This is a genomic window from Dyella sp. SYSU CM1112, from assembly GCF_058216415.1.
In genome coordinates this window covers 20,916-43,143 of sequence record NZ_JBZEGI010000004.1, presented here as the reverse complement: position 1 = coordinate 43,143, position 22,228 = coordinate 20,916, and the positions used below count along the sequence as shown (strand labels likewise).

General features: G+C 59.3%; 21 protein-coding genes. 8 read left to right on the top strand and 13 right to left on the bottom strand.

Annotation, left to right across the window (positions count from 1 at the left end):
* Window positions 1-224: 224 nt before the first annotated feature.
* Together AC4HNJ_RS07625 and AC4HNJ_RS07620 are read right to left on the bottom strand one after the other, a co-directional pair.
* On the bottom strand, window positions 225-2,366 hold the full coding sequence (locus tag AC4HNJ_RS07625; protein WP_490478958.1) for a hypothetical protein: 2,142 nt from the start codon (window positions 2,364-2,366) through the stop codon (window positions 225-227).
* Window positions 2,367-2,599: 233 nt separating this feature from the next.
* A complete protein-coding gene (locus AC4HNJ_RS07620) occupies window positions 2,600-3,091 on the bottom strand; it encodes a GNAT family N-acetyltransferase (protein ID WP_490478957.1) in 492 nt (163 codons plus the stop codon).
* A 267-nt stretch (window positions 3,092-3,358) separates the two neighbouring features.
* Between AC4HNJ_RS07620 and AC4HNJ_RS07615 the strand changes: the two genes are divergently transcribed.
* Complete coding sequence (locus tag AC4HNJ_RS07615; protein WP_490478956.1) at window positions 3,359-3,685, top strand: hypothetical protein; 327 nt, start codon at window positions 3,359-3,361, stop codon at window positions 3,683-3,685.
* 270 nt (window positions 3,686-3,955) lie between these two features.
* On the opposite strand, the gene AC4HNJ_RS07610 is transcribed toward AC4HNJ_RS07615, so the two are convergent.
* Window positions 3,956-4,831 (bottom strand): aldo/keto reductase family oxidoreductase, encoded by an 876-nt coding sequence (locus AC4HNJ_RS07610; RefSeq protein WP_490478955.1) that lies wholly within the window; start codon window positions 4,829-4,831, stop codon window positions 3,956-3,958.
* A 109-nt stretch (window positions 4,832-4,940) separates the two neighbouring features.
* Here AC4HNJ_RS07610 and AC4HNJ_RS07605 point away from each other — a divergent pair, with 109 nt between their 5' ends.
* The 4 genes from AC4HNJ_RS07605 (at window position 4,941) to AC4HNJ_RS07590 (ending at window position 8,240) form a co-directional block, all read left to right on the top strand.
* On the top strand, window positions 4,941-5,846 hold the full coding sequence (locus AC4HNJ_RS07605) for a LysR family transcriptional regulator (protein WP_490478954.1): 906 nt from the start codon (window positions 4,941-4,943) through the stop codon (window positions 5,844-5,846).
* 476 nt (window positions 5,847-6,322) lie between these two features.
* Window positions 6,323-6,727 carry a ketosteroid isomerase-related protein gene (locus AC4HNJ_RS07600; RefSeq protein ID WP_490478953.1) on the top strand — a complete coding sequence of 135 codons (405 nt, stop codon included), beginning with the start codon at window positions 6,323-6,325 and terminating at the stop codon, window positions 6,725-6,727.
* Between the two features lie 16 nt (window positions 6,728-6,743).
* Window positions 6,744-7,340 (top strand): GNAT family N-acetyltransferase, encoded by a 597-nt coding sequence (locus tag AC4HNJ_RS07595; protein WP_490478952.1) that lies wholly within the window; start codon window positions 6,744-6,746, stop codon window positions 7,338-7,340.
* Between the two features lie 3 nt (window positions 7,341-7,343).
* Window positions 7,344-8,240, top strand: a complete 897-nt coding sequence (locus AC4HNJ_RS07590) for a carbon-nitrogen hydrolase family protein (RefSeq protein ID WP_490478951.1) — start codon at window positions 7,344-7,346, stop codon at window positions 8,238-8,240.
* A 53-nt stretch (window positions 8,241-8,293) separates the two neighbouring features.
* Here the strand turns inward: AC4HNJ_RS07590 and AC4HNJ_RS07585 are convergent, their stop codons facing one another.
* From AC4HNJ_RS07585 to AC4HNJ_RS07560, 6 genes are all read right to left on the bottom strand, one after another.
* Window positions 8,294-9,190, bottom strand: a complete 897-nt coding sequence (locus tag AC4HNJ_RS07585) for an amidohydrolase family protein (protein ID WP_490478950.1) — start codon at window positions 9,188-9,190, stop codon at window positions 8,294-8,296.
* Entirely contained in the window at window positions 9,190-10,212 is a 1,023-nt protein-coding gene (locus tag AC4HNJ_RS07580) for an amidohydrolase family protein (RefSeq protein WP_490478949.1), read from the bottom strand. The genes AC4HNJ_RS07585 and AC4HNJ_RS07580 overlap by 1 nt, the downstream gene beginning before the upstream one ends.
* Window positions 10,213-10,251: 39 nt before the next feature.
* Window positions 10,252-11,607 carry a carbohydrate porin gene (locus AC4HNJ_RS07575; protein WP_490478948.1) on the bottom strand — a complete coding sequence of 452 codons (1,356 nt, stop codon included), beginning with the start codon at window positions 11,605-11,607 and terminating at the stop codon, window positions 10,252-10,254.
* 94 nt (window positions 11,608-11,701) lie between these two features.
* Window positions 11,702-13,024: a C4-dicarboxylate transporter DctA gene (gene dctA / locus AC4HNJ_RS07570; RefSeq protein ID WP_490478947.1), complete on the bottom strand. Its 1,323-nt coding sequence runs from the start codon at window positions 13,022-13,024 to the stop codon at window positions 11,702-11,704.
* 36 nt (window positions 13,025-13,060) lie between these two features.
* On the bottom strand, window positions 13,061-14,131 hold the full coding sequence (locus AC4HNJ_RS07565; protein WP_490478946.1) for a 4-oxalomesaconate tautomerase: 1,071 nt from the start codon (window positions 14,129-14,131) through the stop codon (window positions 13,061-13,063).
* Window positions 14,124-14,795, bottom strand: coding sequence for a 4-carboxy-4-hydroxy-2-oxoadipate aldolase/oxaloacetate decarboxylase (locus AC4HNJ_RS07560; protein ID WP_490478945.1), 672 nt, complete (start codon window positions 14,793-14,795; stop codon window positions 14,124-14,126). Before AC4HNJ_RS07560 ends, AC4HNJ_RS07565 begins: the two co-directional genes overlap by 8 nt.
* 98 nt (window positions 14,796-14,893) lie before the next feature.
* On the opposite strand from AC4HNJ_RS07560, the gene AC4HNJ_RS07555 reads away from it, so the two are divergent.
* Window positions 14,894-16,135, top strand: a complete 1,242-nt coding sequence (locus AC4HNJ_RS07555) for a LysR family transcriptional regulator (RefSeq protein ID WP_490478944.1) — start codon at window positions 14,894-14,896, stop codon at window positions 16,133-16,135.
* 357 nt (window positions 16,136-16,492) lie between these two features.
* Complete coding sequence (locus AC4HNJ_RS07550) at window positions 16,493-18,454, top strand: hypothetical protein (protein ID WP_490478943.1); 1,962 nt, start codon at window positions 16,493-16,495, stop codon at window positions 18,452-18,454.
* 197 nt (window positions 18,455-18,651) lie between these two features.
* On the opposite strand, the gene AC4HNJ_RS07545 is transcribed toward AC4HNJ_RS07550, so the two are convergent.
* The 4 genes from AC4HNJ_RS07545 to AC4HNJ_RS07530 form a co-directional block, all read right to left on the bottom strand.
* A complete protein-coding gene (locus AC4HNJ_RS07545; protein WP_490478942.1) occupies window positions 18,652-18,867 on the bottom strand; it encodes a hypothetical protein in 216 nt (71 codons plus the stop codon).
* Between the two features lie 179 nt (window positions 18,868-19,046).
* Window positions 19,047-19,901 carry an alpha/beta fold hydrolase gene (locus AC4HNJ_RS07540; protein WP_490478941.1) on the bottom strand — a complete coding sequence of 285 codons (855 nt, stop codon included), beginning with the start codon at window positions 19,899-19,901 and terminating at the stop codon, window positions 19,047-19,049.
* 49 nt (window positions 19,902-19,950) lie between these two features.
* Complete coding sequence (locus tag AC4HNJ_RS07535) at window positions 19,951-20,577, bottom strand: TMEM175 family protein (RefSeq protein WP_490478940.1); 627 nt, start codon at window positions 20,575-20,577, stop codon at window positions 19,951-19,953.
* 46 nt (window positions 20,578-20,623) lie between these two features.
* Complete coding sequence (locus AC4HNJ_RS07530) at window positions 20,624-21,316, bottom strand: alpha/beta fold hydrolase (protein WP_490478939.1); 693 nt, start codon at window positions 21,314-21,316, stop codon at window positions 20,624-20,626.
* Between the two features lie 159 nt (window positions 21,317-21,475).
* On the opposite strand from AC4HNJ_RS07530, the gene AC4HNJ_RS07525 reads away from it, so the two are divergent.
* Entirely contained in the window at window positions 21,476-22,108 is a 633-nt protein-coding gene (locus AC4HNJ_RS07525) for a CGNR zinc finger domain-containing protein (RefSeq protein WP_490478938.1), read from the top strand.
* The last annotated feature ends 120 nt before the right edge of the window (window positions 22,109-22,228 follow it).

Below are 22,228 nucleotides of genomic sequence, written 5' to 3'. Positions count from 1 at the left end.
GCGAACGTCCACGCTCCGCTGGCAGCATCGGACAGCATGACGCGTTCGCGTAAGTGTCACTCGACTTCGTGACGGAGTAACTTTCCCCAAGCAGAAAATCCCCGCCCGGGTGGAAGGGACTGTAACGGGTACGCGTCGGTCATCAATGGAAGATCGCCAGTGAGCGGTACACGTTCTCGTACCGCCGCACCGGTGTCATCGGCAGCGGCCACTGCTGCCTGAGCTTACCGGTTTGATACCGCATGGTCGCCATTCGCCTGGGCTTCCAGGGTGAGCACGGCATCGGTCGCCTTGTGCGTGTTTGGCCGCATCGTTACTTTGAACAATCCGGTGCGGGGATCCTGTGTGGTCGACAAGATGACGGCGCCTTCGGCATGTGCGACGACATGGCCCCGTGCGTAACCTGCCACCGTGATCGCCGTATCGTTTGCGGCGAATGCGAGTGTCAGCCGCGCACCATGGGCGAGATCCTGATAGGACGTCACGCGCACTCGCCCCATCGGAACGAACTTGCCCACATCGCCGATGACAGCCATGCCCGATGCCGACACCGGCGCGATGACGCGATAGGCAAACGCATCGGGGCCGACCAGTTTCCCAGTGATCGTCTGCTGGCTATCGGCCACCTCCAATGTTTCCGAGATCGGATCAAAAATGGCTACGCGTCCATGGAACCCGAGCGCCGCCGGCGCCACGGAGAAATCCATCGGCGGTTTCGCGGGATCATCGGCAAACGCCAGCAGGTAAGCGGTGCTGTGGTGGCCGTGACGGGTGAATGTGGCAGCGATGATCGGCGCATGGGTCCGCTCCGCCTGGGTCAGGTAGCTGACGTCGAGCGGCATGAGCGGTTGATCGGGTTTGACGATCTCTCCGTCAGCACGTGCGACTTTGAAAATAGTGCTGCGATCAAGATCCTCGAACGCATCGCCTACGCCGACCGGGCCGCCGGAAAGCGTCGCGAACAACATCGCTGCCGTATCCTTCGATGGCATGACGTCTGTCGCCGGCCATGCACCTACTTCGTGAATCAAGCGCGCGTTGAAGGCGAGCTGCGTCCATCGCGAACGTGCCAACCCATCGCCCGCCGCGCGGATGGTGGTCAAGTTCGGGTACTTCACGCCCTGCAGCATGTGCAGCGGATAGGCCATGCAGTACTGCATCGTGATGCCATGCGCGGCCATCGCTGCTGCCATGCCATCCATGAATCGCTCGCCCAAGCCGGGTACGCTGTGCAATGCCGGCGAGAACTTGTAAGTCGCGTCAAGCCAATCCTGAAGATAAACCGCGATGCCGCTGCTGGCGGCGTAGTTCGCCAGTTCGTTCCAATATCGACGATCGACCGCAGCGACGCCAGAGATCTCATAGCGCGCGCGATACGGACTGTCTTTGTCGATAAAACGGTTATGCGCCAGGAAAGGCAGATGGACGCGCTCATGGAAGGCCGCCAATCCCTTGGGGAATACGCCAGGCTGCGCCTTCCATTCGAGCAGGCCCCCGTAACGATTCCAGGCTTCGTCGGGTAACGCGGGATTCTTGATCCGGCCCACCTTCTGCTCGGGATTCCACGAACTCTTGGCGTACCACCAGCTATCGAGCTGCAGATAACCGAAGGGATAGCCGGCCTGGCGACTGCGCTCGATGAATCGCACCAGCGAGTCTTCGTAATTCAAGCCCTCGGCATAATCGTAGTTGTAGTAATAATGACCGCCCGCGTTATCGGTGAGTATGCCGATATAACGCAGGATGGGATCAGCATCGGGAGGCGCAGGGCTGCGATGGTAGAGCCCGCGCAACGCGGCGCCCCAGGCGTCGTAGGCCGTCGCGATATCCGGTGCCGCAGCGATCAGCGCCGTGGACGAAAAACCGACCGGCCATGCCTTTACTTCCGGATTCAGTCCGACCGCAACGCGCGTCCTGGCGTCGCCAAGCATGCTCGCGAGGAAGAAATCCGATGCCGGCGAGATGATCAGTGCCCGGCCGCTTTCGTTGAACAGCACCCATGGCGTCGATACATCCTGCGGCGCATCGAAGACGGGCGGAGCGAAATTCAATTGCCGATGCGACAGCGAATGCAGCCCGGCGGGCACTACGTTGAAATCAGGAAAGGCCGGTGACTGCGTGACGGGATGCTTCCCCACGACTTTCCAGGAAAACAGCAGAGCATCAGATTTTCCCGGTACCGGCGAGACAGCCGCCTCGATACCCTGGCTGAGCAAAAAGTGTAATCCGCTGTCGGCGGTGGTGACGCGCGACGCACCACCCGGCAGGCGACCTCCGAAATGCAGCCCGTCACTATCGAGCGTATAGGCGCCGGTCGCGTCGTCGATCGAAAAGACCAGCTTGCCACTTTGAATCTCATGTTGCATCGCGGCGCCCGCCTGAGGCAGCAAAAGGCACGTGCACAGCAAGAAAAAACCCGGAAAACCCAAGCGGTTTTTCATATCGGAGATGCCAAGGGGTAATAACCGAATGATTGACCGTCGCAGGAGCTGACGTCAATGAAGCACGTCATCAAACAGGAAGACGCCAGATTTTTCCAACAGTCGCGGTCATGATCGGCGCTCTTTATAAGTGCGTCGGACAACGACTTCCACTGCCGTTACATGGCGTCTTCGCCAATCCGACTGTGTGACGACATATCCAGTGTTTTTGCCATTTCGGTGGTGCCGTTCCAACCCAGGCCCTGATACAGCGGCTTGCCTTTCGCCGTTGCATGCAGAACGGCATAGCAGGCCCCGCGCGCGGCAAATTCCGCTTCCGCCAGAGTCATCAGTTCACGAGCCAATCCGCGATTTCGGTAATCGGGTTCGACAAAGACATTCAGGACATAGCCGCGTTTATCCTGCGTTGGATGCTCGGGATGCGGCGGCCAGTCGATCAGCATCAGGCCAATGCCGGCGACAGGCACATCATCGTCCAACATCACATAGCCAAAATACGATCCGTCCGACAGGCGCGGCATGACCCATTCGCGGAAATGCCTGGTCATAAGCATCAATACATCATCGCTTCTACCCGCATCCCGAAACATTTCTTCGCGGTGCCGACAAACGAGGTCCAGATCACTGGCACGGAGCGTTCGAATATCCATGATGATTCCGACGTAGCAAGGTCAAACCGTCTGCACGAAAGATGATTCCGCATGCCCAACCCATCTCAGAGGCCTGCAAGCGCGCAACCGAAAAATCAGAAATCCCCTACATACACGGACATGGTGTTTGGATATTTTCGGCAGGTCATCCGCGCTGTTGTTTGTTGGGCTACGCGGGTGGCCATTGCAGTGATGCAGTGAGCGCGGATCGCATGGGTGGCACCCCACACGACCCGCTAACCACAACCAGCTAACACGGAGTTGATCATGGCTGTCATGGATCATACGGCACGCGCACGCCTGCCAAAACCCTTCCGCCCGCTCGGCCCTCCGCCGGAACCGGGCCGCACCGATCCGCAACGCGCAGAACGTCATGCACGCCTCACCAAGATTGCTGAAACGGCCTTGGCGATAGGTGTCTTGCAGAGACTGCTGAGCAATAGCGAGGCCTTCCATCGGGCCATGGCGGAAAACATTCCACCGGGCATCCACCACTGGCCGTTGAACAGCACGCAAGTGGAAGGGCTGCATGCAGCATTGCATGTACTTCGTCAGCAGCACGATGAGCTGCTGAGGGCCGAAGGTATCGGCTAGGTCGTTCGCATCCGCATGATCCCTGCCCGCGACACATCCACTGGAGGCTGGTGTGTCGCACTTGGGATCGCGTGACTGCAAGCGATCTTCGTCGAACGCGGATGGTTCTCCGACTTCGCGCGACGACCTCGTTTGCTTATCGGCCTTGGCTGGAGGCAGCCACGGATACACCACCCATCGCGATCCTCCCGCCGCGCTGCACGAACCCGATGCGCAAGCCGTCCTGCTGAGCCATGTCTCAACCCTCGGCAATAGACACCCTGTCGGGCGTTAGGCGCGTTCTGCCGTAATAGCTTCCAGTTCGGCCAACACCGCTTCCGTAAGCACAAGCTCGGCCGCTGCGAGATTTTCGCGTAGATGCGCGGTGGACGAGGTGCCCGGAATCAGCAGCATATTCGGAGCACGTGCGAGCAACCATGCCAGCGCCACTTGCATGGGCGTGGCGCCGATACGCTGAGCCACCGCGGACAAGGTCTCGGACTGAAGCGGGGTGAAACCGCCGAGCGGAAAGAAAGGTACGTACGCGATGCCCTTTTGATGCAGCTCGTCGATCAGCGCGTCGTCGGCCCGCTGCACTAGGTTGTAGTGGTTCTGCACGCAGACCACCGGTGCGATGCGCTGCGCTTGTGTCACTTGCGCCGAGGTCGCATTGCTCAGGCCGAGGTGTCGGATCAACCCTTGCTGCTGCAGTTCGGCCAGTGCCGTGAACGGTTCTTCGATAGATCCTTCACTGGGCGCGTGGATATTGCCCATGATGCGCAAGTTCACGACATCCAGCACATCCACGCCAAGATTGCGTAGGTTGTCGTGCACGGCGCGCGTCAACTCGGCGGGGCTTTGCGCCGCGTTCCACGATGCATCGGCGCCGCGCACTGCACCCACCTTGGTCACGATCACCAGATCCTGCGTATAGGGATGCAGTGCTTCACGGATCAGCTGATTGGTGATGTGCGGGCCATAGAAGTCGCTGGTGTCGATGTGATTGACACCGGAAGCCAGCGCGTCGCGAAGCACCGCCAGCGCTGCCTCGCGATCCTTGGGCGGCCCGAATACGCCGGGACCTGCAAGCTGCATGGCGCCATAGCCCATGCGGTTTACGCTTCGATCGCCCAACAAAAAACGGCCTGCCTTCGAAAGATTGACCATGGATGCCTCTGGATAGGGTGGTTACGGCTGAGTCGGGGCGAACTATAGGCGTCGATCGATTGCGCGATAATCCCCAAAAATCTACACGGGTTGTGCGGGGTGCCGAACAATGGTCACGGATTTTCAGGATCTCTCCGCGTTTCTAGCCGTGGTGCAGGCAGGTGGATTCCGCGAGGGCGCCCGTGCCAGCGGCACCTCCGCCTCCAGCTTGAGTGAAGCCATTCGCCGGCTTGAAACACGGTTGGGTGTGCGCTTGCTCAACCGCACCACGCGCAGTGTTTCGCCGACCGAGGCAGGTGCCCGCCTGGCCGAACGGCTGGTGCCGGCATTCGGGGAGGTAGAAGCGGCATTGGACGTGATCAACCGCTTTCGCGATCGCCCCACCGGCACGCTTCGGCTCAACGTGCCGGCAAGCGCCGCTCGCCTGGTGCTCCCTGCGATCGTCACCCCGTTCCTCAAGACCTATCCAGAGATCAAGCTTGAGGTGGTGGTCGAAGACAGTTTCGTCGACATGCTCGCGGCCGGCTGCGATGCGGGTATCCGCTACGACGAGCGACTGGAGCAAGACATGATCGCCGTGCCTATCGGCCCGCGCTTCCAACGTTTTGCAGCCGCCGCCTCGCCGGAATATCTGCGCACCAGAGGCCATCCGGAACATCCACGCGATCTGCTCGCCCACGCCTGTTTGCGCGGTCAGTTTGCCAGTGGCGCCATGCCGACCTGGGAGTTTGAACGCGACGGCGAGCTGGTGCGCGTCGATCCCAGCGGCCCGCTGATCGTGCGCCTGGGCGCTGCCGTGGATCTGGCGATTGAAGCAGCCGTGGGCGGCTTGGGCGTGATCTATCTGTTTGAAGATTGGCTGCGTCCCTACCTTGATCGTGGCGTGCTCGAGCCCGTGCTTGAGTCATGGTGGCCACGTTTTACCGGTCCATTTCTCTATTACCCAGGGCGCCGTCATCTGCCGGCTCCGTTGCGCGCGTTCGTGGATTTTATTCGGGCGCAGCAACCCGGCTGATATCTCGCGCATCTGCACGATTCATCGGCGCCGCCAAAGGGCGCAGCTCGGCGGCGGAAGAAAGGCGCGAAGCACGGCTCTCGTTATGGCGGTGCCTGCTTCAATCGCTTGCGTAATGCACGGACGTCAGCCTGCGACGCGGCACTGCTTTGATTTCCCCATGCATCGCGTATGTATGCGGTGGGCACGCCTTGCGTGGATGGCACGCTTGGCGCCGTGCGGGACAATAGCTACTACCGTATCCGGCTGCGATGCCGTAAGTCCGACGAGTTCCTCCTGCGGCATAAGCTTCGCGATGCGCGGATTTGCAGCAAGGCCACTGGCGAGCCATCCGAAGCCCGCCAGAAAGTGTCTTTTACGCCCGCGAGTGCGCGTCGCTCTTTATCGCTACCGCGCCGTCCAGCGGCTCGGTAGCGCTCTCAACCGATGACCTCATGGTCTAAGCTAACTCGCTTCTTCTCCAAGGGAGTTCCTTGATGTCTACCACCCTCGTTCTGATCGAACGCTATTACGCCGCCTTCAATCGCGGTGAATGGCAAGCCATGCTGGATTGCCTGACCGATGACGTGGCCCACGACACCAACCAAGGCACACGCGAAGTGGGACAGGAAGCGTTTCGTGCCTTCCTGGCGCGGATGCAGCGCAGTTACCGCGAGCAGTTGACGGACATCGTGGTGATGGCCACATCCGACAGCAGCCGGGCCGCGGCGGAATACGTCGTTCACGGCGAATACCTGGCCGACGATGAAGGATTGCCCCCGGCGCATGGACAACGCTACGTATTGCCGGGTGGCGCGTTCTTCGATATTCGCGATGGCAAGATCGCCCGCGTGACGAATTACTACAATCTCAACGACTGGATCGCCCAGGTTTCGGATTGAACGCGAGGATCAGGCTATGACGGTGCGTATCATCACTTGCACCGGTGAAGCGGTTGCGCCCTATGTACGTGACCTGGCGCGGCTACGTACGACCGTATTCCGCGATTACCCGTATTTGTACGAAGGCAGTGCGGATTACGAAAGCGAGTACTTGAAAGCCTATGCGCGCTCGCCGCGCAGCGTATTTGTATTGGCATTGGATGGGGAACACGTGGTGGGCGCGTCCACCGGCATTCCACTGCTGGACGATCAAGCCGCTTTTCAGCTTCCTTTCCGCGAGCGAGGCTATGCACCGGAAGAGGTGTTTTATTTTGGCGAGTCGGTGCTGCTTCGCGATTATCGCGGTCACGGCATCGGACATCGCTTTTTTGACGAGCGCGAAGCCCATGCACGGCGGATGGGTGCGTTCAAGCTGACCGCATTCTGCGCGGTAGAGCGCAATCAACATGATCCTCGCCAGCCGGCGGATTATCGGCCGAACGACGCGTTCTGGACAAAGCGCGGCTACCAGCGCCAGCACGATCTGTTTTGCAAGCTGGAATGGCGCGAGCTTGGCGAACGCGCTGCCAGCCCCCATCTGTTGCGATTCTGGCTGCGCCCTCTGGAGGCTTGAACGATGAAGGTGACATTTGCCGTGAGCCAGTGGCAGATCGGCGCGCCGGCGCATTTCGATGATTTCGCGGGTCGCGTGGAACGCGAGCTGGGCGTGGCTGCCGCGCATGGCGCGCAGTTGGTTTTACTGCCGGAATATCTGGCACTGGAACTGGCCCATGTGTTCGGCCCGGCTATCTATGGCGATCTGCACCGTTCGCTGGAGGCCGTGGACACACTGTACCCGCAGTGGATGGCGTTGTTCGGGGAGCTGGCGCGGCGGCACGGCATGTATATCGTCGCCGGCAGTTTTCTGCGTCGCCAGGACGATGGGGTTTACCGCAACCGTGCCCTATTGTTCGATCCGCACGGCCAGCATGGGTGGCAGGACAAGTTGCGCCTGACCGGCTACGAGAAAGACGCCAAGGCGATTTCGCCGGGCGATGCGCTGAAAGTATTCGATACGGCCTTTGGACGCGTCGGCATCAACATCTGCTATGACGTGGAATTTCCGCTGTATGCGCGCACGCAGGTCGAGGCGGGGGCTGCGCTGCTGCTGGTACCCAGCTGCACGGATACCGCAGCGGGTGCCGCACGGGTACGCATCGGTTGCCAGGCGCGCGCGCTGGAGAATCAGATTCCCGTGTTGTGCGCTGTGACGGCCGGCGTGAGCGCATGGAGTCCGGCGCTGGATGTGAATACCGGTCGCGCCGGCATTTATGTGCAGCCTGATCGCGGCTTGCCGGATGCCGGCGTGCTGGCGGAACTGCAGGATGAATCGAGCTGGCTGATCAGCGAGATCGACGTGGAAGCGCTAAAGGCCGCTCGCGCGATCGGGCAAGTCGGCGTGGCTGGGGATTGGGATGGACAGCGACTGCCGGCAGTGCAGCGAGCGCGGCTGGCTGCCTTCGAAGGCAGTTGATGCGGCGAGCGTGCCTTCCCCTGCTTGCGCAGGGGAGGCGTGTTCCATGGGCATCAGGTTTCTTCTGGCCAGTACAAACGCCGCGGGTTGTCGACCAACAGTTTCTGCTGCAGTTCCGGCGTTACCGCGATGCGTGGAATGAAGTCGACCAGCTTGCCGTCGTCCGGCATGTGGCTTGTCATGTTCGGGTGCGGCCAATCGGTACCCCACAGCACGCGATCGGGAAAGTGTTCGACGAGATAGCGCGCGAAGGGTGCAACGTCGTCATACGCGGGCGGTCCGGCGTGTGAGAGACGTTCCGGACAGGTGACCTTGCTCCACACGTTTTCGTGTTCGGCCATCAAGCGCACGAATGACTGGAATTCCGCACCCTCGATCGGCTTGGTGACGTCGGGCCGACCCATGTGATCGACCACCACCGTGGTGGGCAGCGACGTGAAGAAATGCCAGCGTTCGGCAAGATCTGCCGCCTCGAAGTACACCACGACCTGCCAACCCAGCGGCGCGATGCGCTCGATGATCTTGCGGTAGTACGCATCCGGTTTTGGATCGACCAGGCGACGCACGAAGTTGAAACGCACGCCGCGCGCACCGGCAGCGTGCAGGATGTGAAGTTCTTCATCGCTCACGCTGTCGCGCACGGTGGCGATACCGCGCGCACGGCCATGGGAGGCCTGCAACGCATCGACCAAGGCGCGATTGTCGGCGCCATGGCAGGTGGCCTGCACGATCACGTTACGTTCAAAGCCGAGGAAATCGCGAAGGGCGAACAGTTTGTCCTTGCCGGCATCGCAGGGGGTGTATTTGCGCTCGGGCGCATAGGGAAACTGATCGCCTGGACCGAACACATGGCAGTGTGCATCCACTGCGCCCAACGGCAGCTTGTAATGCGGCTTGCTGGGATGGGGATCGAAATCCAGCCAATTGGCGTCTTGCTGGAACGCGTTCATCATTTACCTCGTGCTTTCAGCTGCGCATCGAGCCGCGGATAGACGCGGCGGGCATTGCCTTCGTAGACCTTCCGCTTGTCGGCATCAGGAATGGCCAACGCATCGATATAGCGGCGGGTGTCGTCGAAGTAGTGACCTGTGGTCGGATCGATGCCGCGCACCGCGCCCACCATCTCCGAGCCGAACAGGATGTTGTCGATATCGATGACTTCGAACAGCAGATCGATGCCGGGCTGATGATAGACGCAGGTGTCGAAGTAGACATTCTTCATGACATGCTCGCTCAACGGCGGCTTTTTCAGCATGTCTGCCAGGCCGCGATAACGCCCCCAATGATAGGGCACGGCCCCGCCGCCATGCGGAATGATGAATCGCAGCGTTGGAAAATCCTTGAACAGATCACCTTGCAGAAATTGCATGAACGCCGTGGTGTCGGCGTTGAGGTAGTGCGCCCCGGTAGCGTGGAAATTGGGGTTGCAGCTGCCGGAGACGTGGATCATCGCGGGCACATCGAGTTCCACCATTTTCTCGAAGAATGGATACCAGGCGCGGTCGGTGAGCGGCGGACCGTTCCAGTGACCGCCGGACGGATCAGGATTGAGATTGCAGCCGACGAAGCCGAGTTGGTTGACGCAACGTTCCAGCTCGGCCATCGCGTTGCGGAGGGTGACACCCGGCGATTGCGGTAACTGGCATACACCGATGAAGGTCTCCGGATACAGGCCGACCACGCGCGCGATGAGATCGTTGCAGTGGCCCGTCCATGTCTGGCTGACGGCCTCATCGCCCTGGTGATGCGCCATGGTGCTGGCACGCGGCGAGAAGATCGTCATGTCGGCACCGCGTTCGCGCAGCAGACGCAATTGATTCGTCTCGATGCTTTCGCGGATGTCATCATCGGAAATGTGCGGATAGACCGGGCGCGGCTGCGTCGGATCGCCGAAATGATTCAGCTGCGCGGTGCGGAAGGCATCGTGCGCGGTCGGCGCGGTGGTGTAGTGCCCATGGCAGTCGATGATCATGCAATAAATCGCTCGTTGGGTTCTGTGGGGGGAGAACGGTCACCAGCCCAGCATCTGCGCCACATGGATATCCACGCGCAGGCCGAGGACCAAGGCGTTGGGGATGTCGTGCTTTTGCTTGGTCGCGTAAATCGGGTCGGGGTTGATGATGTATTGGATGTTCGGCAGCACGCGCAGGCCGCGATACACGGCGATGCCGTAGCCGAATTCGCTGATGTATTCGTTGGCGTGGGGGGTGCCAAAACCGCCGGCCAGCTGACGCAAATCACCCAGGTATGCAATTTCCTGGTGATCGAAGCGGGTGTCGGAAATGAACATCTGCAGGGTGTCGTGTTCGCGCCCCGGGAAGGTGCCGGTCAGGACTCCGCCGACTGAGCCGAACTGTTTCACTGCCTGCGGATTGCCGGTATTGGCGAACAGGCGCAGGAACAGCTGCAGATTGCGCCCGGTCCCACGCCACACTGTCTGGTCGATCATGCCGTACCAGGCCATGCGTCCGCCGGTGAGTTTGGCCAAGGGCTTGTGTGCCAGCGCTGCCGCGGTGCCTTCAGCGTCGAAATATGGACTCGTGCCTGCATCGGTGTTGTGGTAATAGCCGATGCGATACGCATGCGGCAAGGTATCCGTGCCTGCCGGTACTTCATTGCCGAATTCGGTGGCGGTCAGTACGCCGGTGCCTCTGCCGAGATCGAAATCCAGGCCATTCTTATGCGCGAGATTGAGCGTGTTGTTGTAGTCGAAGGCGCCGGACTGGATATACCAGTCATGCTTGAAGTCGTAACGCACCACACCGCCCCAGGATGAATTGGGGTAGGCGGTGATGCCGATGTCGCTGATCGGTCCATACGGCGTCAGGCACATGGCGTTGCTCATGAAGACGCAATCCAGCGGCGAACGATTGAAGTACGTATTCAAAGCCACGCGGCCAGCGGTGATCGAGAGGCCGTTGTCGAAGCGATGATTGATGTCGAACTGGGTCAGGCGTCCGCCTGCAACCGGGCGCCAGGTTTGCTGCGAGCTGATCGAATTGCCGATGTATGTCCGCGCAAGATTGCCACCGCCGAACCATGCGGCGTAGAAATCGAAGGTGGTGTTCTTCCAGCCGAATAGTTTGTCGAAGTCGAAGGTGGCGCCGATTTTGATCCAGCCGGACTGCTTGTAGCCCTGGCGTACGCCGCCCACCGGATTGGCGGCGCCATTGCCGACGAAATCCAGCACGGGATCGATGCCATCCAGCATCTTGGGCTTATCCGGATGCTTGGATGGCGACGGCGGCGAGTTGCTGTCGGTCTTCGTGGCGGCGGATGAATCGTCTGTTTGCGCGGCGGCGACCGGCAGCAAAGCCATGCAGATCAGTCCGGCGAAAAACCACTTCGATGCGTTTTGGCAAAACATAGGCACAAACCTCCCCTACCGGCCCATGGGCCGGGACACTCTGTTTTGGTTGGGTGGGTGTCCGGTCGTCCGTGCGCCGGCACGTTTTAGTTATTCAGTGCAGCGTTGCTTCATGCGCTACGGCATGGCGTTCGCGCAGCGCGCGCCTGCCAATGGTGGCCGCCAACAGTTGCTGGTCGAGCTTGCCTTCCCAGCGGGCGATGACGACGGTGGCCAGGGCATTGCCGACCAAATTCACGAAGGTCAGCCCCTCAGCCAAAATGCGGTGGATACCCAGGATCAGCGCGATGCTCGCCACCGGGATCGTACCGGTGGTTTGCAACGTGGCGGCAAGCACCACGAACGCTGCGCCCGCCACACCGGCTGCGCCCTTGGACGTGAGCAGCAGGACGGCGATCAATGCGAGTTCGTGCCAGAAGGTGAGGTGCGTATGGGTGGCCTGGGCCAGGAATACTGCGACAGTCGTGAGATAGAGGCAGGTGCCGTCGAGGTTGAAGGAATAGCCGGCTGGAATCACAAAGCCGACCACGCTTTCCTCGCAGCCCGCCTGCTTCATCTTTTCGATCAGGCGTGGCATCACCGTTTCGGTGGAAGTGGTCGCAGCGACGACGACGATTTCGTCGCGGATGTAATAGAGCAGCCGCGTCAGGCTGACATTGCACCACCACGCCACGCTGCCCAGGACCAGCACCGTGAAGGCCGCGCACACCACGAAGAATTCCAGGATCAACTCACCTAGCGAGAGCAGCGATTGCGTGCCGAATTGACCCACCGTGAAGGCAATGGCGCCGAACGCGCCCAGCGGCGCGAAATACATGATGAAGCCGATGATCTTGAAGACAGCTTGTGCTGCGCCACCGATCACTTTCAGCACCGGCGCACCCGCCTCGCCCACCGAGGCCAGGCCCGCACCAAACAGCACCGACACGAACAGCACCTGCAATACATGGGCTTCGGTCAGCGCGCTGAACAGGGTGGTGGGAATGATCGCCATCAAGTATGCGGTGACCGATTCACTATGTGCGGTAGCGATGTAGCCTTTGATCGACGTGGTATCGATGGTGGCGGCATTCACATTCATGCCGGCGCCCGGTTGCCACAGATTGACGGCGATCAGGCCGATGATCAGCGCCAGGATGGTGATGGCTTCGAAGTAAATCAGCGATTTCAGCGCAACGCGGCCGACACTCTTCATGTCGTTCATGCCGGCGATGCCATGCACCACCGTCACGAAGATCACCGGGCCGATCATCATGCGGATCAATTTGATAAACGCATCGCCCAGCGGCTTCATCGACGTCGCAGCATGCGGCGCCAGCCAGCCGAGCAATGCACCGAGCACCGTGCCAACCAGCACCTGGAACCATAGTTGGCCCAGCAGGCCGAACCGTCCCCGTTGTTTTGCCGCAACCGCCATGATCTAACCTCTCAGAAATCGTTCGCCGCGCATCGCTTAGCCGAACAGTATGCCGTCGAACAATTTTCGCGCCGTACGCATGGTGCCGGCGCGTGTCACTTGGCGGTGGTCGTCGACTTCCAACATGCAAGCCATCGATCCGCTCGGATGTTCCACTTCGAGCATTTTGCGGCGCCCATCGGGTACGTTTGCCCATTCCGCCGCGGGACTGCCCTCGATCAGGCAAGCCGTGGCCACGCTCACCGCACCCAGCACGCCGATCGATGCGTGGCAGCGATGCGGAATGAAAGAACGCACGCAGATCGCGCCACCGGCGCGCGGCGGCGCGACCAGCATCATCTTGGGCACCGATTGTTCGCGTACGTCGCCCAGCCGCATGAGCGGACCGGCCTGCAGGCGGATCGATTCGAGCTTCGCCTTGAGTGTGTCGTTGGCATCGAGGGTGTCGCGCTCTTCGTAACCGCTGATGCCGAGATCCTGCGCGCGCAACACCACGCAAGGCATGCCGTTGTCGATCAGGGTGACGGTGATGCCGTCGATGGTGTCCGTCGCATGACCGGTCGGCAGCAAGGCACCGCAACTGGAGCCGGCAATATCGCTGAAAGTCAGGGCGATGGGTGCGGCGGTGCCGGGCACGCCGTCGATGCGCGCCGTACCCGCGTAGTTCACTTTGCCGGCGGGCGTCTTGATCGTGGCGGTAGCGAGCTTGCCGGTGTTGACCATATAGATGGTCACGTCGGTCTCGTCGGATTGTGCGGATATCAGCCCGCGCTCGATGGCAAACGGTCCAACGCCGGCCAGCATGTTGCCGCAGTTCTGGGCATCGCTGACCAGCGCCTGGTCGACGAACACTTGCAGAAACAGGTAATCCACGTCGGCACCCGGATGCTGGGAGCGCGATACCACCGCCACCTTGGAGGTGAGTGGATCAGCGCCGCCCATGCCGTCGATCTGACGTGCGTCGGGCGATCCATAAGCACGCAGCAGAAACGCGTCTCGCTCCTGTGGATCGGCAGGCAATTCGTCTGCCAGGAAGAATCCACCCTTGGACGTACCGCCGCGCATCCACATCGCGCGTACGGCGGTCAGTTCAGCTTGCTCAGACATATTTCAATCCCTTCTGGGCAAGCCGTTCGCGCATGTTGTAGATATCCAGGCCGAGTTCGCCTGCAGCGAGGCGATGACGTTTTTCTTCTTCGCGTGCTTCGCGCTCCTGTGCCTTTTTCAGTGTGTCGGCGGCTTGGGCTTGCGGCACCACGCAGACGCCGTCGTCGTCGGCGACGATCACGTCACCGGCATGAATCAAGGCACCGGCGCACACCACCGGCACGTTTACCGAGCCGAGTGTTTCCTTCACGGTACCTTGTGCGTGGATGGCTTTGCTCCATACCGGAAAAGCCATCGCGGTCAGTTCGCGCACGTCGCGTACACCGGCGTCGATCACCAGCCCACGGCAGCCACGTGCCCTGGCCGAGGTGGCGAGCAGGTCGCCAAAATAGCCGTCTTCACACGGGCTCGTGGTCGCGGCGACCAGGATATCCCCCTCGCGCAACTGTTCGATCGCCACATGCATCATCCAGTTATCGCCCGGCGGCATCAGCACGGTTACGGCCGAACCGGCCATGCGCGCGCCAGGAAAAATCGGGCGCAGGCTCGAATGCAGCAGGCCGGTGCGGCCTTGTGCTTCGTGCACTGTCGCTACGCCAGCCCAGCCGAGACCTTCGATCGTTGCCACGCTCGCTCGCTGGATTTGGGTCTTCACCACACTCATGAACGTTTCTCCTTCGAGTGGGTGGAGTCTCGGCTCGCGACCGCGCCAGACCAAGTTCGAAATTCGTAACGACTATTGCATTTGGTTATAGTTGAGTGATGACGGAAGTTCATGAGCTCAACATGCGGCATCTGCTGGCGATCGTTGCCGTAGCGGAAGCCGGCAGCATCAGCGCGGCGCTGCCACTGGTGAGCCTTTCCCAGCCGGCGCTCACGCAGGCGATCGGACGCCTGGAGAAACAGCTCGATACAAGCTTGTTCGCACGCCATCCAGGCGGCATGACAGCGACCGAAGCCGGGCAACTGCTGGTGCCGCGCATATTGCGTGCACGCGGCTACGTCGCGCGCGGCATCCGGCTTGCCCGCCGCACCATGCGCTTGCCGATGACCACCGGCCTGGAGCGACACGTGACCTTGGGCCAGTTGCGCGCCCTGACCGAAGTCGCTGACGGCGGTAGTTATTCGCTCGCGGCGGCGCGATCGGGCATCTCGCAGCCGGCGGTGTACCGCGCCATGAGCGAACTCGCCGAAGTGGTGGAATTCCCGTTGGTGCAACGGCGCGGCAAGACGCTGCAATTGAGTGCCGCCGCGACGCGCATGCTGCGTTTTGCGCGACTGGCGCGCAGTGAATTACAGGCCGGCTTGGATGAATTGGCCGCGCTGCGCTCGCAGGGCGCCGGCCGGGTGGTGCTGGGTACGTTGCCGCTCGCGCGCACTGTTCTGCTGCCACAGGTGCTCGCACGCTTTTCGCGCGCCAACCCCAGTGCTGCGATAAGCGTGGTCGAAGGGCCTTATGTGGAGTTGCTCAGCCATTTGCGCGAGGGCAGCCTGGACATGGTCGTCGGCGCCATGCGCAATCCCTTGCCAGTACGGGATGTGGTGCAGGAGGGCATGTTCGACGATGAGCCTGTGATCGTGGCACGCAGCGGCCATCCACTGGCCGGCCGTCCGCTCGATTTTCGTACCCTGCTCGACTATCCATGGGTGGTATCCGCTCAAGGCGCGCCAGTACGTGCTCGCTGGGAAAAGATGTTTCGCGAACGCAAGCTTGAGCCGCCACGCCTGCGCATCGAGTGCGGCTCCGTGCTCATCGTCCGCGGCCTGATGCTCGAAGACGACTGGCTGACACTGATGTCGCGCGACCAGTTCATGATCGAGCAGCGCGCGGGACTGCTATGCGAACTGGGCACCGCCGGCGCGAGCGTGCGTCGACGCATCGGCCTGACGACCCGTAGCGACTGGCACCCTACTCGCCTGCAGGCGCAGTTCGTGGATACGTTCAAACAGGTGTGCGCCGAACGGGGCCGCCAGCCTCGGAAATGGCCGTTCCGCTACCCTTGAGCAAACATTTTTGCTGCATTCGCAAATGAATTTGTGGAAGTCGCAACACTCGTCATATTGCCTCGCGACCGATTCCCATTGGCGAGGTAAATGCAGACGCCAGTTCACTTCAAGCCATAAGAAATAGTTAATTATGGGTGTCTGATGGGTCAGACAAAACTCGTCGGCATAAAACCGCGATGCTTGTCAGACAAGACGATGGCGCAAGTTCGATGAAACCCCTTAGTGTTGCAAGTTGCGTTGCGGCATTTCTATCAGGGCCTTCGTTGGCCCCAACCGAACTTTGGCCGAAGAACCTCAAGCTGTAGCATCACTCATCTGGCGCCGCCGATTGCGCCCAACGTAGGCAAGCAGCAAATGGTAGCCGGCCCCTTCATTGTCCAAGACATCGTGCAAGAAAAATTCACGGAGGTCCATTGGTGCGAGCGGTCTGAATACGGGAACAAGAATATTCCGGGCATCCACGTCATCACCCCTGAGTCCAAGGACAGATGGGATCGTTGGCGAGCCGTCCTGGATTGGTATGCAAAAAAGCTGCATTCAGGTCGTGCGGCAGTATTTCCGTGCCAGCCCCGCATTCAGGTCTTTTCCATTTCTGAAGAACTGACGGCCGTAGCAGCATATTTTTCTCGTCTCCTGGGTGCTCATTTTGTCCAGCGCAAACAAGACATAACCAAGGTCGATTCCATTTACGTATTCGGCAAGCCCGAAAGCATGACAAACCGCCTGCTGACGGAATTTCGCGACCGCTTCAGCCATACGAGCTTCTTGCCAGCCATCGACCTACCCGGCGCCAGCTTTATTGCGGCTAAGCTGCTTCTCGCAGGCATGGCAGATAAACCCGGCAACCATCTCATTTGCGATGCTTTGGCTAGCAATACCTCTGATTTTTCTGCGCTGATAACTCCGGCTGATTGCATACCTAGTAGTTCCACCGAGTTGGGCACCGTTGTCATTCAAGCTCATGGCGACAGCGCTCACGCCAACGTCGGCAATGTTGTGATGTGTGGGCGCGTTGGGAGAAAGGAGTATCTGTCGGATGGCTCATCCATTCCCGGCTGCGAGCATAGGCCAGACAGTCCGCATTGCAAACGCAAAAGCCCCAAGCATGCCGGCGTATGCGTCGCGCAAGACATGCAAGCGCAAAGTATGGCGTTTCTTACCTGCAACCCTTTTACCCTTGGGGACGGTCAGTATCCGTCAACGTCCAATCTGGTGATTAGCGCACTTGAAGGTTACGTTTCCGCCGTTATCGCCGCGCATTGCAGTTACATCGCTCACCCAGGAGAATTAACGCTGGCAGAAAGAACCCTGAATACCGGCGAAACACTTTTCCAGCTTTATTTGAAACTTCGTTCGCTACGAAGTGCATTGAATATCATAGATCCTTTTGTGTATTCAGGTCTTATCCATACATCTTTCGATAATCCATCTTCGGGCATAGATGTTGACGGTAACGATCTCGCAGAGCAACAAATGCAGACCTTATCAATCAGCGAGCTTGAATTGGCCCTAACCGCATGGCAACGCATGCTTGTTCAAATAGGGCGCAGATTTAGCGAGCACTTGGCATCACTACGCCTGATAGCTCTTAAAAGCCCAACGCATAGCGTGACCAATAGTAAAGAGATATTCCTTGCTTTTGAAAACGGCGTATCGCACTACCTTACCCTCACATTAGCCTTTCTTTCCGAAGTAGAGCACTGGAAAATCAATAAGTTCGGTCATAATAAGGCACTTAAGTTATTCCAACAGGCCATACGAGTTGGCAAAGATTGCGACGCACACCTTATTGAAAATTTGTTGGTCTGCTTTCAAAGCAGTGATTATGCGTTGGGTGAATTCGGAAAACGCAAAAGCAAATTGGAAAAGACTTCCTTATTATGTGAAAATTGCGGAAACGATTTATTCCAGACAAAATTTTCCTCATTTTTATTTGAAGGTATATCTGGATATCGCAGGACTTGCCTAACCTGTGGAGCATTCGAAATCGGACTACCTGCCGCCGGGCAGTTGTCCGTATCTGCCAGCACCACTTGGCGCAGAGGAGACGACGTATCGATAACGGCAACCCTGAAGAGAAAACGGGACGACCTAGTGTGGCAACAACTCGACTGGGGCTCGGTGTTCGGCTTTCATATCACACATTACGGACACGCACCGTATTTGTCCCGCGTGGTCGGTCCAGTTTCAAAAGGCAATGCAGCCATTAACTTCCAATGTCCACTCGAAATGCATCCTGATATCTATTCGATCACCGTGGCCGCGATTCTCGGCGGCCGGATATCAATCAAACGCATCCGAACTCGATGTGTATAATTTTTCGCCATTATCTGAATAACAGGGCCGGCTATCCTCGATAGGTATGGCGTTTTGCGGTTGCGCTGCAACCGCAAAACGGTTCAACCTAAACCGTGCAACCACACCTTATCACTCATGAAGCAATGGAGCATCTATTCGTTTGCATGCCTTGTCATGGCCACAGACCGTTTTTTGAAGACAATCCACCCATAGCATCAGCTCCAAGATCTGTCATCGTTAGAGCAGAGGCCGGCAAGAATATCGGTGATCGAGCAGGTATCAGCCAATTTAGAAGCGGATGTAGCCTGCGATTGAACTCCAGTAACGGTTGCCTTCGGTAACGTTTGATGGAGAACGGAGGTTGCGGGTATCGCGAACGTGATGGAAGCAGCCGCAAACACTTTTCCCATGACTTCAATTTTTTTACTCATAAGCACAATCACTCCTTTGGCTTTGATTAACGGAAAATCGCTGCGCGTACCGATGAATGCAGCGTTTCAGATACGATCAAATCGCGACTTTTGTGTCAAGAAGAATATATTTGCGCCAATCCAACACGCCAACGCGCCCCATTTCCAGCAAACGCGCCGGTGGCGTCTATATTTGCAGGTCAAGCTACAAAGTACTCGCGAATGGCTTCGGCGATCTCGTTCGCGTGCGTCTCCAGTGCGAAATGCCCGGTGTCGAAGAAGCGGACTTGTGCATCGGGAATGTCGCGCTTGAAAGCTTCCGCACCCGGCGGCAGGAAGAACGGATCGTTCTTGCCCCATACCGCCAGGAAGCGCGGCCGATGGTTGCGGAAATAGGCTTGGAACGTCGGATAGAGCGCGACGTTGCTGCGGTAGTCGTAGAACAGATCCAGTTGGACCTCGTCGGCTCCTTCGCGTGCCAGGTAGTAGTTGTCCAGCGCGATGCTGTCGGGGGAGACGAGCGATTCATCGGCCACGCCATGCGTGTATTGCCAACGTGTCGTCTCTGGCTTCAGGAATGCACGCAGTGCCTGGCGGTTCGCATCCGAGGGATCTTGCCAGTAGGCCTGGATCGGGTTCCACCCTTCGCTCAGCCCTTCCTGGTAGGCATTGCCGTTCTGAGAAATGATGCCGGTGATGCGCTCGGGGTGTTTGACGGCCATGCGGAAGCCGGTGGGCGCGCCGTAGTCGAAGACATAGATGGCGAAGCGATCGAAACCCACCACGTCGGTGAAGCGGGTCATCACCTCGGCAATGTGATCGAAGGTATAGGTGAATTGGCTGCGGGGCGGCATGTCGGACTGGCCGAAGCCTGGCAGATCGGGGGCGACGATGTGGAATTGATCAGCCAGCAATGGAATAAGGTCGCGGAACATGTGTCCGGCGCTGGGGAATCCGTGCAGCAGTAGCAGCTTCGGCTTTCCGGCCATGCCGGCTTCGCGATAGAAGATGTTGAAACCGTCTACATCGGCGCGACGATAACGAATGGCGTTCATGATGGTTCTCCTTTGATGAGGGGGATCCGCGATGCGGAATGGCTAATGGCTAAAGTTGCTTGAGCAGGGTCATGGCGTGCTTGCGTGTGGGCCATCGACTGCTGCCCGGCGCTTCCGGCCGCAGGTACGAAAACAGGGCAATACAGATCAATCCGAAACCAGCCAGCGGAGCGGTCGCCGACACCAACGCTGCCGTGGCAAAAATCAGGATCGTCACCAGCGAACGACGTCTCGCCATGCGCTGCATGCGTTGACACATCTGCGAAGGAGTTGCTTGCTTGAGTACTTCCGACTCGAACAGGCGGTAAGCAATGTTCACGATCACGAACATGGCGGCATACAAGGTGACCGGCGCTGCTTGCAGCCGTGTGCGCGCTACCCACGCCGTGGCAAATGGGATCAGCGATATCGCAAACAGATGCGCGAAATTTATCCAGATCAGGCGAGGGGTGGCCGAGTGGACGAACCGCAGGAGGTGATGGTGATTCATCCAGATGATGGCAATGAAGAGATAACTCACGGCGTAACTCACCGCGGTCGGCCACAGTGGCAAGAGCGCCGAGAACGTTGCGGCTTCCGGCGCTTTCAGTTCGAGCACCATGAGCGTGATGACCACTGCAATGACACCGTCCGAAAACGCAGCGGTACGTTGCCCGGAAATCTTCTGTGTGCGCATAACACTTTCCCCGTGATGCCCGCAGAAAAAGCAGACTAAGAGCTTGCTAAGCGGCGACCTGAGCCAGGGCCTCGACGATCATCTTTTCGACAAGTCCGGGCGCGGTAACGCTTGGGACGTGATCGACGGGATAGGCGCTGATGCGGGCGTTCATGCGTTCGGCCACGAAGCGCTGGGTCTCTTCCGGAATCATGTGGTCCTGTTCCGCCAGCAAATACCACGCGGGCACTTCTTTCCAGAGCGGGCGTCCCACTGGCACGGTGATGCACGTCGGTGAAATGGGCGGCTGGGTGGCGGCGAGCGCTTTCTGCTCTTCCAGCGTGGCGTGCTGGGCAAACGCCGTTCCGAACGCTTCAAAGGGAAGTCGGATCAGTCCATCGGCATCCGGTGCCAAAACCGGGGCCTTGTCGTCGTGCCCGTAGCGATTGAACACCTCCGCGACGGTCTCTCCCTCGTCGGGCGCGATACCGGCGATGTAGACCAGTGCGCGTACCTGCTTGCTGCGCGTCGCGCCGATGACCGCGCCAGCATACGCATGCCCCGCGAGAACGACCGGGCCGTCTATGGCCTGAAGCGTCTTATCGAGCGCCGCCACATCGTCGTCCAGTGACGTCAGCGGAAGCCGGACAGTAACCACCTTGACGCCGCTTTTGCCTAGCAGATCGACGACCTTGCCCCAACTCGCCTCCCCTGCCCAGGCACCATGAGCCAATACCACGGTTGCGTTATTCGTGTTCATGAAAGTCCCCTCCTCAAGGGTCAAAAGCAGGCGTCAAAGCAGGCCGGCAAGCTTGAAATTTGATAACCGCACCAATCTTGATTTGGAGGTTACATATCTCAAATGTAACTTGTCAAGTGCCTTTTAGATGGTTATCTTTAGGTGAAAAGGAGCTTACCCATGGCGCAATCCGCCCCCGCCCTCTTTGTCGCCGATTCGCTCGGCTTGGATTTCTTGAATTCAGTCGCCACGCCCGTCGACACCCCTGTTGACTGGCTCGATGACGGAGAGGGGTTACTGCGTTGGCTTCGACAGGCACGACTGGTACCGGATGAGGTACTCCAGTCTGCACAGGCACGCGCACTCCCAGGGGAAATCGACCGCTTGGCCGACCAGGCGCGGAACCTGAGAGAGTGGTTCCGCGCTTTCGTCCAGGCCCATAAGGGCCAGCCGCTGCAAGCCTCCGATCTGGCGGCGCTGGAGCCGCTCAATCAGTTGCTCAAGCGCGACGAGGCGTTTGAAGAAATCGTTGTGCAGAACGATAGCGAGCCGTTGACCTTTGGCTTGGTTCGATCGCGGCGATGGAGCTCACCGGAGGCCCTGCTGTTGCCGATTGCCGAATCGATGGCGAGTCTGGTTTGCGAAGAAAATTTTTTGTACGTGAAAGCATGCGAAGGCCCAGCCTGCACGTTACTGTTCGCCGATCACACCCGAGGTCACGCGCGCCGATGGTGCAGCATGGCGCTGTGCGGCAACCGCGCAAAGCAGGCTGCGCATCGGCTTCGTCGCAAGGCAGCGGCCGATAACGCCTGATGCATGTGATACATGCATTTCAGGCGTTGTTGTACTCACCGGAATGTCCGCACCCACGTGCATTAGTGAGAGCGCCAGGACTTGAAGCGGACGGGTGCTGCAGATCTGCTTGAACCGGCC